Raw genomic sequence first — 13,690 nt, 5'->3', positions numbered from 1 at the left:
TAACACAGACGTTATGGCCGCCGTCAAGGTCGTCTTGCCATGGTCTACATGACCTATCGTCCCTATATTGCAATGCGGTTTCGTGCGCTCAAACTTCTCTTTCGCCATATCAATCTCTCCTCTCGTTCTACGTCCACAATTGTTGTCATACGCCATGCATAGTCGCCATGTCCCCTGTCCACCCTCTATACTGCCTTATCCCTATACGTGTCAATAAAAAGCTCTCTGAACAGGCCATAAAGACAAAGAGTATTCACGATGAGCGGGTGATGGGAATCGAACCCACGTAACCAGCTTGGAAGGCTGGGGCTTTACCATTAAGCTACACCCGCCACACGATAACCGCTCGGGAACAACCCCTGCCCACTATCGCCCTACCTAAAGCATTCTCCCCAGTGAACGCAAGCCTTTTGCTCGTATAGACGGCGCGCATATCAACTATGCTCTGTTAGGTATAAAATCCTCTATCGTCATGTAAGACATGAATATAGATGGCTTATCGCCTTTTTTCATTGCTTTTTATCCTTAAAGTTATACTTTAACATATTGGTTGGCACGATGTCTTATACCTTCATGGATTACATGAAGTGAAGTGGTGAGGCGCGCCGAGGCGCTATGGGGATGATGGGGGATATCGATGCGCCCTTCCCGTCGATGTTTTTTTCGAAAGGTCTTGACCTTTTATTCTTGATTATTGTCGTGTCCTTGTTTATGGATGGGGTGGATGCTGTCTCTTTTTGAGGTCGTCAGGTGAATGTTATGGGAGGAAGGACTCAATGTTCGCTCGCTTGAGAGTATGGACAAAAGCAGTGGGCGGCTCTCTCCTGAAGATACGCAATTGGCTCCTTTTTGGGTGCGGGAGCTTCTTTTTCTCTTTAGGGATGGTTGGCACGGTGGTGCCCGGTATGCCGACAACGGTGTTTTGGATTATCGCCACGTGGTTTTTCACATACTCATGTCCGTGGATGACCAAGAAAATCTACGCTATGGGCCCCATTGGGGCAATCATTAGGAAGTTCAATGAAAGAATTGGCTTATAGGCAACTGCCTAAGGGGAAACAGAGAGGGGTTCTATGCTCTCTCAAGGCTATGTCTTCGTTGGGACGATGGCTTATGCTCTTATGGATTTCCCTTATCTCCTATGGATGTGGGTATCACCGCCATTTTCAAGAACCAGACTATACGTTGCTCAAGCAAGATGGTGACATCGCCATACGCGACTATGCGCCAGCCCTCGTTGCTGAAGTTGTCGTTGATGGCAATCGCGAAGAAGCCGCCTATCAAGCTTTTTCTATCCTTGTGGACTATATTCAAGGGGCAAACCAAAAACAGCAAGCGATCAGTATGACGACACCGGTGATTCAGCAACCATCTGTCCATATCCAACGTCAACAACGAGAAAACGAGCGAGATAACGCATGGCGCATAGGGTTTTATCTTCCAGCGACATTCTCCGCAGAGGATAGTCCAACCCCTGACGACCAACGTATCGTCCTACGACGTATCCCAAAGACACGCTTTGCCAGCATACGTTTTTCAGGTCGCCATAGTGATAACAATTTTTACCAGCATGCGTCGATGTTACGCCGCTATCTCTTGAAACAAACTATTCCCTTCGACGAACCGCCTATTTTTGCCTATTACGACTCGCCCTTCACGCCATGGTTTCTGAGGCGTAATGAAGTCTTGTATTCTCTCCCTCCATCTTCTTTTCCATGACCATGATGACATGGATGCGCTTAAGCTTGTGGTGTGTCGTGATAGGCTGGGGGGCGTGTCATTCCACTGCTACGTATGGGGATAGCCTAGACAAGGAAGGGGAAACGCGCCCCCTGTGGGAGCTGGGCTTAGCTGGTGGCGCCGCCTATATCCCACATTATCCCGCCGCCGACGATTACCATGTGCGGGGGCTTGGGTTTCCCTATATCATCTATCGAGGGCCCGTTCTACGTGTGGGTGAGGGAGGTGTTGCGCGCGCCGTTGCCATAGATGAGCCCCTCTTTTCTTTTGATATATCAGCATCTCTCGCCTTTAATGCCGACTCAGATGATAATGATGATAGAGCAGGGATGCCTGATATTGATACGATGGTGGGGATTGGTCCTCAATTGATTATCCACCTCGATAGGATAGGAACGAACCTATCACGCCACCGCGCCAAGACGTCCGCATGGGACCTTAAAATCCAAAGTCGTTCCCTCTTCTCCTTTGGCTCTGATATTGCGCGCCATCGAGGCTTTGTCTTTAATACAAAGCTCGCCTACAAAAGACGCGACATCGTCCGTGAGGGAGACAGACTACAGCTCTCGCTCAGTCCTCTTTTTGCGACATCAGGGCTACATCGTGTCTTTTATGAGGTCGCCCCGGCCTATGCCAGAGCCAATCGGCCGCGCTATCAAGCGCGCGCTGGATATTTAGGGACAGAATTCTCTGTAGGGATGGGAATTCCTATTGCGACATCTTTCCGCCTTTTTCTGGCGACAAGGGCGGGCTATTACGGGGGGAGTGCCAATAAAGGAAGTCCCCTGTTTAAACAGCCTTGGAACTACAGCATAGGCATAGGTCTGCTGTGGAAAATCCATGAGAGCGCGGAAAAAGCCCCTTCCTTCCCGATGTCGCCATAAAGGCATGCATGCCACAAAACGCCCATAGGTTTTTTTCTTGTCATGTGGTGGTGGGGGTAGGATTCGAACCTACGTAGACTTACGTCGGCAGATTTACAGTCTGCTGCCATTGACCGCTCGGCCACCCCACCTTGTGTAGACCATCCATACCCTTTAGCGAAGCAAGACCCTTCTGTCAATCCTCCTCTTTTGTTTTCCTCCCCACGCTCTCGCCATGCCTTGACATGCCACCGACAGACCTCTTATCATCGCAGCGCGCCTCAGCCACGACCTCGCCCATCGGCGCCATGCTCTCTCTTTCCCATTATTTTGTCAAGCATGCCATCATCCCGTCCCTCCCATAGTTTTGGTGTGCGCCACGGCAAGAAAATCCACCATGGTTACAATGCCGAACGCAAGGTGCTCCATCGCAAAACAAAGGAAAAAAGACGAGAGGGATACCATGCTTTTGCCAAAGACTACCCAAAGAGTCATCATCCCTTACCCGCGTCCTTTGTCAATACCATCATCTGTGGTGATAGCCTCCAGATCCTGAGACAACTCCCTGACCAGTGTGTCGATATCATCATCACGTCACCACCCTATAATTTTGGGCTTGATTATGGACTCCACCAAGATACAAGCCCATGGCACGCCTATTACGACCAACTATTTGCCATTTTACAGGAATGTATCCGTGTCCTTGTCCATGGCGGGCGACTCATCATCAATGTGCAACCCCTCTTTTCCGATTACATACCGAGCCACCATGTCATCAGCCATTTTTTATGGCAACAAGGACTCATATGGAAAGGGGAAATCCTTTGGGAAAAGAATAACTATAATTGCAAATATACGGCATGGGGGAGTTGGAAAAGCCCCGCTAGTCCTTACCTCAAATACACATGGGAATTTATCGAGGTCTTCTGTAAAGGGACTCTCAAAAAAGAGGGGTCAAGAGACGCCATCGATATCACGGCCGATGAATTCAAAACATGGGTCAATGCCAGATGGTCTATCGCCCCCGAACGGGATATGCAGACATATGGCCATCCAGCGATGTTTCCCAAGAAACTTGTGGAACGCCTCATCAAGCTCTTTTCTTACTGCCATGATATTGTCATGGATCCTTTCAACGGAGCTGGCACGACCACGCTTGTCGCCCATGAACATCAGAGGCGCTATCTGGGTATCGACGTTGATGATGCCTATTGCCAGACGGCGCGTGAGAGGATACGCATGTCCACATAGGCGTGCCATGCGGGGGCGTGCCATGCGGGGGCGTGCCATGCGGGCGTGCCATGCGCTATGACGATAACGCACAAGGCGTAGGTGTGAAGGTGTTTTTTCTTGCCTTCCTGTCCATCCATGTATAGGCTTGGACGTAGCTCGCCTTCCTTGTGAGGCGGTCGATGGGGACAGCACACACGACACATCACCATGTATCAGACGCTCCACGATATTCTTGCCCTCCGTCTCCATAAGAAATATATCGTTGCCCCTGACGATTTTAATCGCTGGCTGGTGCCTCCTGCCTCTATTGCCATTCACTTATGTATAGGGTCGGTCTATGCGTGGAGTCTTTTCAATCCTCCCCTTGTGCGCGAATTAGGCGTCATTGTGCCAGCCGCTGGTGATTGGCATCTGTCGCAAGTGGTATGGATTTTTTCTGTCGCCATTGTCTGTTTGGGGTGTGCTGCCGCCTTTGCTGGAAAGTGGCTCGAAGAGGTGGGACCGCGTATGGTCGGTGTTGTCGCTGCGTGCCTATGGGGAGGGGGATTTATCGTTGGTGGGTTTGGCATTCTGTATCACCAATTATGGCTTCTTTATCTTGGCTATGGTGTTTTGGGGGGATGTGGCTTGGGACTCGGTTATGTCTCACCTGTCAGCACCCTTATTCGTTGGTTTCCCGATAAACGCGGGATGGCAACAGGCATGGCTATCATGGGTTTTGGCGGTGGGGCGATGGTAGGCGCACCCTCTATCGAAGCCCTGCTCGCCTTTTTTCAAGATATGCCTGTTTATTTAGGCGCTGTGGAGGATGTGGCCATGCGGACGGTCGAGGGCATTCGCTATGTCACACAGGATGGCGCGCTGTTAGAAGTCGTCGTGTTAGGCACAAAAGAGGCTGCTCTTATCCATCCTACGATGCCTGCTGGGGTCTATCAGGTAGGAACGGGTTCTACCGGCGCCGCTGCCACCTTCTTTACCCTTGGCACTGTGTATTTCTTCGTGATGGTTATCGCTGCCTTTTCCTATCGTGTCCCGCAAACAGGATGGACTCCTAAGGGATGGACTCCGCCCGATGAAGCACATCGCGCTAAGCGGATGATGACAACAGAGCATGTCCATATCGACCAAGCCCTTAAAACGCCGCAATTTTATCTGTTGTGGATTGTTTTGTGTTTTAACGTATCCGCAGGCATTGGCGTCTTAGGTGTGGCGAAAACAATGATGAATGAAATCTTTGGCACGACCCTCCCCCACATTGTCGATGTGGCCTTCACTGCTCAGTATGTTCTCATGATTAGTGTCTTTAACATGGTTGGACGCGTCTTCTGGGCGAGTATGTCCGATTACATAGGGCGTAAAGCGACGTATATGATTTTCTTTACCCTTGGGATGCTCCTCTATGTCTCGATTCCCTATACGGCCATTCAGGTGAGTGTCTCTCCCCATGTGCAGTGGCTCGTCATGTTTTACGCCATCACCATGATTATTTTTACGATGTATGGTGGCGGTTTTGCGACAATACCCGCCTATCTAGCCGATATTTTTGGCACACGCTATGTGGGCGGTATTCACGGACGCCTCTTGACGGCTTGGAGCGTCGCCGGTGTTCTAGGACCTGTCGCCATTACCCAATTGCGAGAGCATACGCGCATACAAGCCATTGAAAGCCTAGCACAGCATATCACAGACCATGACCCAACACTCTTCCAGTCCCATTTTGGACAGACCATCGAGCAACTGGAGACGCTCATTCAGACAAAAACCGTGACGATACGTTCTATGATGGAAATTGCGCCCGCCCACGTCATAGACCCTTCGCCTACCCTCTATAATTCAACAATGTATGCTATGGCAGGCTTGCTTGCCTTGGCGCTTCTTGCCAATATCCTCGTCCGTCCTGTGGCAGAAAAACACCACATGGCGTCATGACGATGTCATTATCGGCGACGTAAGACAGCCTGATTTTCTCGCCGCCATATTTTCTCTTTTTCTTTTTCACGCTTGTCATATTTTTTCTTACCCAATGCCAAAGCAAGCTCGAGCTTTGCAATCCCACGCCTGTTAAAATGGATGTTGAGAGGAACAAGGGTATATCCTTTTTTCTTGATAGCACCTTGTAGGCGTTTTTTCTCGCGAGCATGCACGAGTAAAGAGCGTATGCGCGTTGGTTCGTGATTCTGCTCGTCCGTGGCATGGTCATAGGACGCAATATGGGCATTCAAGAGCACCAGCTCGCCTTGTTTCGTGATGCTGGCATAGGATTCTTTGAGACTCGCAAGCCCTTGACGCAAGGAGCGCACTTCCGTTCCATGTAAGACAATCCCCGCTTCCAACGTATCAGTAATGCTATAGTCGTAGCGCGCACGTCTGTTTTGAGCAACGATGTGACGCCCTTTATCGTCATGTCGTTTTGATGTCTTTCCCATCATGCTATGAGGCAAGCGCTAACCTTTCCACCAGAGACCTTAACAGACGTTCCGTCTCTGGTGCTATGGGAACGAGGGGAAGACGCACAAGAGGCGCGCAAAGTCCCAAGCATGACGCGACATATTTGACGGGAGAGGGGTTAGGCTCGACAAACAACGCCTTATGAAGGGGAAAAAGAAGGGCGTTAAGACGCTCGACCTCCTGCCATTGCTTTTTTTGCCATGCGTTATGGAGTTGGGCACAGAGCTGAGGGGCAACATTTGCCGTGACAGAGATACAACCGTGTCCTCCCATAGCGAGAAACGGCACAATGGTGGCGTCCTCACCGCTCAATTGTGAGAAATGCGCGCCGATGTCTTGTCGTATTGTCATCACCCGTGTCATATCATTGGATGCGTCTTTGACGCCTGCAATGGAAGGAAGCGTGGCAAGGCGTGCCATCGTGTGGGGCTCTATATCAACGACGCAACGTCCAGGGATATTATACAGATAGACGGGGAGCGCTGTCGCCTCAGCAACCGCCTTAAAATGTTGGTATAAGCCTTCTTGGCTAGGCTTATTATAGTAGGGAGAAACGACAAGGACGCCATCGGCTTTCACAGATTCAGCATATCTGACGAGAGAAACGGCTTCTTGGGTGGAATTAGAACCGCACCCCGCCATGACAGGCACACGCCCCGATGCCGTCTTCACACAGAGCTCTATGAGACGCCTGTGTTCTTCGTGGGAGAGTGTCGGCGTCTCACCCGTGGTCCCGCAAGGGACAAGGCCATGACTGCCTTGTTCGATCTGCCACTCGATGAGTTTGATATAAGACGCTTCATCGATTCCTTCCTCATGGAAAGGCGTGATAAGCGCCGTCAAAGAGCCTTGAAATGTTGCCATCATGTCGCCTTGTTCCATTCTCCGTCACATAGGTCGCATAACCCCCGCCCCCGCCTATGTTTGCTATAATGGGTGTGCTCCTCTCTTCTTCTATGGTCACCAAAAATGCGAAGCAATAAGCAAGAAAAAACACTATAATCCGTAGGAAAGCGGTCGCAAAAAATGGCACGACGAACATCATGAATCCATAGACACAAGAGATAACACGAGCATGCGTTCCCTATCGACATACGTCCCATTGCCCCCCCCATTGGCCTATGGCCTCCTCGCCTTGACGATCTTTGCCTTCACGGCATTTCATCCTATAACAAATCCCTATCAGTCGCAAGAAAAAAGGGAGACGAGCTCAACGAAGAAGGAAAAGAATGTCTTAGAGACGACAATCAATAAAGAAAAAAAAGAGAGCCCACAAGGAAAAACACTCCTTGATAAGACAAGACAGAGAAGGCAGCTGATCATTGTGCCTCGCCCCATCCCGAGGCCACGTATGCGCACGTCTCCCCTGAAAGCCCATATACAGAAACCAGAGCATATCGCTGGCATTCACTACCAAGATGTCGTGGACCTCATCGAAGCGGCAAGAGATGAAGAATTTCGTAAAGCCTATGATTTAGCAAGCACCATTAATCACCCTCTCCTTAAAAGCTATGTGCGTTGGAAAAACTACCGCCGTTATTGGTTAGAGCATTCTCTGGACTCCGTTGAGCAATTTATGGAAACCCATAGGGGATGGCCTGACATGGATAGAATACGCCTTGCGGCAGAAAATGCCCTCTCCCTACAAGAGATGGACGCCCATGACGTCATCACATGGTTTGGACGCTATCCGCCACAGAGCAATCTGGGACATCTCAAGCGCCTCTCTGCCTTACGCCGCGCTGGACAAAAAGAGGCGGAAGCATTTTCAGCGCGTAAAATATGGCGAGAACAAGACCTTATGCCACAGCATAAAGAGCATTTTCTTAAAAAATACGCGCATCTTCTCAAGGAGGAAGATTATGGAGCAAGACTCCAACGCCTATTGCAAGATGGCAATAGTATGGATGTTAAAAATAAAATCAGCCAAATGCGTCCCCAACGACGGGAACAACTCTATACCCAATGGCGTGATACCCTTGTCCCTTACATCATGGCGACACTGATTCAGGCGTTACCAGAAAAGATTTTACGCAAACACCCTATCAGTCCTGCTCTCAAAGAACTCTCAGTGGCTCGTTCCTTTGCTGAAAGTTTCCAAGCCATAGAAAAACTGCCCCACGACATCAATAACGATAAGGCATGGTGGCAAGAATATGAAGATTATATCCGCTTTCTTCTTTATGACGGATATATCGAAGACGCCTATCGTCTCGCAAAGAAACATAGCACCGTATGGAAAGAAGGATTTTCTGAAGGAGAGTGGATTAGCGGCTGGATTGCGCTGAGTTTCTTAAATGATAGCCTATCTGCCTATCGTCATTTTTCCCGTCTCTATGAAAATGCTGTCTCAAGCTTGGAAAAGGCGCGGGCCGCTTATTGGGCATGGCGGGCTTCGCAAGTTCTTGGGAGGAATGACGCTGGCCGCGCATGGCTAGAACAGGGGGCGCGCTACCCTACGACATTCTATGGACAACTCTGTCGTGCCCAAATCAGTCGAGGCCATGAGCCCATTTTTGTTCATGTCCCTTTTACGTTCCCCTTTGACCAAGAGGCATTGGATGATGAAATAAAACCCCTCAACCATGATGGGCTTTTAACATTATTGGGGATTTTTGCTGCCACTGATACGGTTGATGAGTCCTATCCCTTCCTAAAACATCTCCTTCTCCAGCGCGCCTCAACGGATGTGCAACGGGCGTATATCATTGAGTTGCTCGCACGTTTTGGCCATGGTGAAGTCGCAGCCTCCATGAGTCGTCAGTTGATGTTGCGTGGCTATTCCGAACCTGAATTCAGCTATCCCGTGCTTGAGGATAAGCATATTCCCGTGAGAGGCATCGAGAAAGCTCTTCTCTTCAGTGTCATACGTCAAGAGAGTCACTTCATGGCTGTGGAGGCTGTGAGTCATGCGGGAGCGCTAGGATGGATGCAAGTCATGCCAACAACGGCTGAATACATGTCGAAAGATTTAAATATACCCTATTCACAGCAACGCCTCCTCCACGACCACATGTATAATATGAAAATCGGGGGCAGCTATCTCAAAAAATTGGTGAAAGGCTATGATGGCTCTTATCCTCTTGCTCTCGCTGGCTATAATGCTGGACCTTCACGGGTGCGTGTTTGGATGCGCAAATTTGGCGACCCAAGACGCGACAATGTCGATAAAATTGATTGGATAGAGGCTCTTCCCTTCTACGAAACGCGTCACTATGTCTTGAAGGTTCTCTCTAATCTTCAGGTGTATCGCAAAAAAGTGCGTGATACGGCAACAATATCAGAGTGAACATCGATGCTTCACGAGGGCGGCGGGGTATTATCGACCAAACGAATCTCACCCAGCACGCCAAGACTTTCATAGAGCTCTTCGATCGTCTTGATAGCATCCGTCGTTTTATCATAAGCACCAAGGCGTAATAGGTGGAGCTGTTTGCCTTTCCTATCTTTTATGACCACAAGATAGGGTTTGTATCCTTCGCGTCTTAACCTGTCTGCTGTGGCATTGGCAACCTTGACAAAGCGATAAGCGCCGACTTGGACGGTATAGACGCCTCCCACGAGACCATTTTTTGCTGCCTCTTCTTCTAGTTGTGATGCCTTATCGCGCACCGCATTGAGGATGGCTTGTTTGCGCGCCTCGTCCTCATCCAGTGGAGGGCGTTTGTCCTTCCTTGTGGAAGGGGAGCGACTCGAGGGGATCTCTTTCATGGCCATGGTGTCTGTGTCGACTCTACCCTCTTCCTGTCTGCCGTCTGTTGCTGTGGCGGTGTCAGAAGGCTCAAGGAGCAGCATGTCTGCTCGATGTCCCCTCTCTGAGGTTGCTTGTCCGGGGGTTGTTTTCAACGTCAGGGCGTTCTGTGCGCGTGTCTTGTTGTCTCCTGCCAACCCTGCTTGGTGTTTCTCCTTTGCTCTTCTCTCTTGACGGGCAAGATTGGCTTGCTGTGCTGCGCGCAATTGCTGAAAAAAAGCAAGATTCCGCTTGCTCGCTTGTGGGTCTAAATCAATACGGCTGATCTGCTCCGCTGTCTCCATTTTACCGATGAAGGCGTAGGCAAAGGCGAGGTTCTGGCGTATTTTTGGTGTCGCCTTATGGTCAAAACTGAGCTCTTTAAGGGTCGCAATGGCTTCGTCAAATCGTCCACTCAACATCAACGACACACCAAGATTATTGGCCAGAGATATATCAGCGGGGGCGCGCGCTAACCCTTTTCTGTAGGCGAGCTGCGCCTCTTCATGAAGGCCTTTACTATCGTAAGCAACGCCAAGGCCGTTATAGGCTTCGGGATGGTCTGGGAGGTTTTCTAAAATATGGGCATAGTGCACAATGGCATCATCGGGACGATTGAGGGCAAGATACGCCTTCGCCATGCCAAAATGCGCCCTTTCGTTGCCATAGCGCTGGATTGTCAATGACTCACGGAATTGTTCCAACGCCTCCACAGGATTATTCAAATCAACGAGGGACTCACCATAGCCGTTCAGGGCTGGCACAGCAAAAATATAACTGCTCTCCGTATCGCTCTGGTCTATGATTTTCTTGTAGAGAAGTGACGCATTCTGTACATCCTTTTTCGCCAATAAATTGTCTGCCGTCCTCAAGAGACGCTGCATGAAACTATCGATATTCTCCTGAGATGGCTCGAGGACGTCTTGGGAACAATGCGCATTGCCTAAGGACAGCATGGCACAGACCAAGAGGGATACCCCTTTGTTCCTTTTTGACTGATGTCTCACGCGGCTGACCTCCTGTCGGCTGTTCTTAACCCATGGGATGAGGACATGGGACGCGCTATGAAAGCAAAGCGTCACCACATCATCGATGCGCCGTGTGAACAGACACCGATCTCCCCCTACCCCATACTATACTCTATATAGTATAGATAATCAATGGGATGTCATATAATAATAGAGCCTATGATGCCCCCCTATGACACCTATGACCATGACGTATGAAGGCTAGAAGTGTTTCTTAAAAGATGCGATAAAGCGCACAGCCGAGGGCGCATGGCGGTGGTGATGGGGTTGTCTGATATACGCGCTCCGTAGCTGTAATGTGCCATGGGCGAATTGACGCTGGTAGGCGACTCCCATGCGGATTTCCCGTCCTTGTGGCGCTAATGGCAACGACACATTGTCGTAAAGGCGCTCTTCCCCATGACGCCATGTCGCATAGCGCAATGTCGCTGCCCCTCGCTCTATACGCAAAGGCTGATGCACATGCACCATGAGCTGGTCGTTGCCAAAAAATCCCCTTTTCTGTATCGCCACATCAAAGGAGCTGCTGATGAGCGGTTCTATCGCCCTTATCAAATGATGGCCTGTGGCGTGGGCGTCACTCTTGCCTATGAATACTTGCCCTAATCCCGTCCAGCTGCCGAGAGGGACGGATGCTTGCACGCCAGAAAAAAACGTCTTTCCCGCGCGAAAGGCAAACCCGCCATGACCCGTCATCCCCAATAGCCTATTGCCTTCATCGCTATACCCAGCATGCATCGTTACATGGCGGTGTGGCGTCAGCGTCACAAGGGACCCCGTGCCAGCGCTCTCTCGTCCCTGTGCGCGGGCCCCTTCGGGTGGGGATGCCATCATCATCGCAAAGCCAAATGTAGACCCCGTGACCATCAAGCCGTGCTGTCTTGATGGCATCAACACAAAATATGGATTGGCAAAGCTCGCCCCGTCGCCAAGCGCAATAGACGAGAGCCCTTGCTGGCGGTAAAAATTCATGGTGTGACTCAGAGCATAGCGCTCTGTCGTAAGCCTCACACGTCCGTCACCTCCCCATAATCCCTTTATGGACGCTTCATAAGCATCGCCAGAGGCATGGGTTAAAGGCGACCAAGGGGGGGTGTCTTGGTGGACGAACAACGACATAGGAAAGCGAAAGGCTGTCTCTAACCTGTCGAACAATGTCATCTCCATTGATACAAGGCGTAAAAAGGCATCGCCACTGGCTGAGGGCACGAGCAACATGCTCTGTGCGGGAGAAAATCGCGCATCCCTCGCTAACCCGCCCGCCACGAGAGGCACTGCGAAAGACGAACCCTCATCGACCTCATAAGACGAGTCACCAACCGACGTACTACGAGCGAGTCTGATGCCCGTGCCAGGCGCGCCTATGCACCATGACGCCGAGTCAGCACCGCACCGATGGCCAGCACTGGTCAGGCGTCCGTCAGCACCAGTCGATACAACAGACAACACGTGGCCACGTAATTCAGGGAAGATACCGGGCAATCTCCCCGGCACTTCCGGCAATGACAGTCCACTATTACCGCTCGCCAAGACAATGATGGACTTAGAGGCGGCATCATTCCACGGCTGAAGCAACGCATCAAGCAAGTGTGGGAGGGACTCGATGATGTCCTGCCTCGTATATCCGCCTGAATTGAGGAGTCCCGCGCTGAATGCGATGACATCGGCCTTATAGCCACGATGGCTCTGTCCCGCTAAAAAGCGGAAGCCCGGCGCTGCGACCACCTCTCCGAATCGACGATCTGCGAACGGTATCGCAAAACTCCGTTCTCTCATGTGGTCGCTGCTGGTGCGTTCAGCATTCTCTTGCCAGACGGCGAGCGCGGACTCAGCGGCATCCAAGCCATCGCTAGGCCTAGGATCTATGATGTTAGACAACATAAACAGATCATGCGCCGTCCCATAGGAAAGAATATCGGCATCATAGGCGACCCCCATGACGCCTGTCATATCGTCATCATTATACGTACCCGCCATCAAAGACGCCACGTGTGTCCCATGTGAACCTACTTGGGTATACGACGTCGAGAGAGGCGCCCGATTGAGATATGTAATCTTCTTCCCCGTGAGCTCTTTATGACCCAATGATAAAGGCGTATCCAAAATGCCAACCGTCACACCCTTTCCCGTCCACCCCCCTGCATATGCAGGCGCCACATTGATGAGCTCCATGTAATTGATCGCGCCACCACTGGTATCCACATATTCGGCATTGAGCACTGTCGTGCTTCCACGTTGATGGGTACGAAAGGTGGGCGCATCGGCGACACCGCCAGCGTTTTGCGTCTCAACGGTGACGGGAAAACGCGTCCTCAGGAAAGGCAACATGGCATCTCTTGCGTCACTCGTGGAGGAGGGAATACCCCCTCCAGCCCGTTGTGCTACAACTTCATCTAAGAGAAAATTCTGTGGCGCATCGCTTTCTTGACTGGCAACCGTAGAAAAGATGGGTGCGATGCCGGCAGGAGCGCCGCCTCCTCCACCGCCCCCGCCACAGGCTATCAAGGCCACTGGTAGAAATAGGCACGCCCCCTTCTTAAAAGCCCCTTCCGTTCTCGTCGTTAAAGGTAAAAGCGTCATCTATAGACCCATCCATGATGTCTTTGAGGTTGTCTCGAGAGCATCTTAAGGCCCAATGCTATCCCCGC

Annotated in this window: 12 protein-coding genes and 2 tRNA genes; 6 read left to right on the top strand and 8 right to left on the bottom strand. The window is 50.9% G+C overall.

The window, feature by feature from the left end:
* Positions 1–108, bottom strand: a 108-nt coding sequence (locus GDA54_06765; GenBank protein MBC6497999.1) for a hypothetical protein, incomplete at its 3' end; no start/stop codon positions are given.
* Positions 109–261: 153 nt separating this feature from the next.
* Positions 262–332 (bottom strand) — tRNA-Gly (locus GDA54_06760).
* Between the two features lie 444 nt (positions 333–776).
* Between GDA54_06760 and GDA54_06755 the strand changes: the two genes are divergently transcribed.
* Genes GDA54_06755 through GDA54_06745 form a run of 3 tightly spaced genes read left to right on the top strand, consistent with a single transcriptional unit; the run spans position 777 to position 2,624 of the window.
* Positions 777–1,040, top strand: a complete 264-nt coding sequence (locus GDA54_06755; protein MBC6497998.1) for a DUF454 family protein — start codon at positions 777–779, stop codon at positions 1,038–1,040.
* Positions 1,021–1,719 (top strand): heme-binding protein, encoded by a 699-nt coding sequence (locus GDA54_06750; GenBank protein MBC6497997.1) that lies wholly within the window; start codon positions 1,021–1,023, stop codon positions 1,717–1,719. The genes GDA54_06755 and GDA54_06750 overlap by 20 nt, the downstream gene beginning before the upstream one ends.
* A gap of 14 nt (positions 1,720–1,733) precedes the next feature.
* On the top strand, positions 1,734–2,624 hold the full coding sequence (locus GDA54_06745) for a MipA/OmpV family protein (protein MBC6497996.1): 891 nt from the start codon (positions 1,734–1,736) through the stop codon (positions 2,622–2,624).
* A 45-nt stretch (positions 2,625–2,669) separates the two neighbouring features.
* Here GDA54_06745 and GDA54_06740 read toward each other — a convergent pair.
* Positions 2,670–2,755: transfer RNA gene (locus GDA54_06740), tRNA-Tyr, on the bottom strand.
* Positions 2,756–2,942: 187 nt separating this feature from the next.
* Here GDA54_06740 and GDA54_06735 point away from each other — a divergent pair.
* On the top strand, positions 2,943–3,854 hold the full coding sequence (locus GDA54_06735) for a site-specific DNA-methyltransferase (protein MBC6497995.1): 912 nt from the start codon (positions 2,943–2,945) through the stop codon (positions 3,852–3,854).
* On the opposite strand, the gene GDA54_06730 is transcribed toward GDA54_06735, so the two are convergent.
* Entirely contained in the window at positions 3,812–4,045 is a 234-nt protein-coding gene (locus GDA54_06730; protein ID MBC6497994.1) for a hypothetical protein, read from the bottom strand. The genes GDA54_06735 and GDA54_06730 overlap by 43 nt on opposite strands.
* Here GDA54_06730 and GDA54_06725 point away from each other — a divergent pair.
* The gene (locus GDA54_06725) at positions 4,044–5,765 is read left to right on the top strand and encodes an OFA family MFS transporter (GenBank protein ID MBC6497993.1); all 1,722 of its coding nucleotides are present in this window, start codon (positions 4,044–4,046) and stop codon (positions 5,763–5,765) included. The two genes, GDA54_06730 and GDA54_06725, sit on opposite strands and share 2 nt — an antisense overlap.
* An 8-nt stretch (positions 5,766–5,773) precedes the next feature.
* Here the strand turns inward: GDA54_06725 and smpB are convergent, their stop codons facing one another.
* Positions 5,774–6,265: an SsrA-binding protein SmpB gene (gene smpB / locus GDA54_06720; protein ID MBC6497992.1), complete on the bottom strand. Its 492-nt coding sequence runs from the start codon at positions 6,263–6,265 to the stop codon at positions 5,774–5,776.
* A 1-nt stretch (position 6,266) separates the two neighbouring features.
* Positions 6,267–7,151: a 4-hydroxy-tetrahydrodipicolinate synthase gene (locus GDA54_06715; GenBank protein MBC6497991.1), complete on the bottom strand. Its 885-nt coding sequence runs from the start codon at positions 7,149–7,151 to the stop codon at positions 6,267–6,269.
* A gap of 208 nt (positions 7,152–7,359) precedes the next feature.
* Between GDA54_06715 and GDA54_06710 the strand changes: the two genes are divergently transcribed.
* Positions 7,360–9,573, top strand: a complete 2,214-nt coding sequence (locus GDA54_06710) for a lytic transglycosylase domain-containing protein (GenBank protein ID MBC6497990.1) — start codon at positions 7,360–7,362, stop codon at positions 9,571–9,573.
* Positions 9,574–9,584: 11 nt separating this feature from the next.
* On the opposite strand, the gene GDA54_06705 is transcribed toward GDA54_06710, so the two are convergent.
* Together GDA54_06705 and GDA54_06700 are read right to left on the bottom strand one after the other, a co-directional pair.
* Positions 9,585–11,021: a tetratricopeptide repeat protein gene (locus GDA54_06705; GenBank protein ID MBC6497989.1), complete on the bottom strand. Its 1,437-nt coding sequence runs from the start codon at positions 11,019–11,021 to the stop codon at positions 9,585–9,587.
* Positions 11,022–11,243: 222 nt separating this feature from the next.
* On the bottom strand, positions 11,244–13,622 hold the full coding sequence (locus tag GDA54_06700; GenBank protein MBC6497988.1) for a S8 family serine peptidase: 2,379 nt from the start codon (positions 13,620–13,622) through the stop codon (positions 11,244–11,246).
* Positions 13,623–13,690 lie beyond the last annotated feature (68 nt).

This window comes from Alphaproteobacteria bacterium GM7ARS4 (assembly GCA_014332745.1).
Classification (GTDB): domain Bacteria; phylum Pseudomonadota; class Alphaproteobacteria; order GM7ARS4; family GM7ARS4; genus GM7ARS4.
Note: the sequence above shows the minus strand (reverse complement) of the source record. Positions and strands in the feature narration are given on the sequence as shown.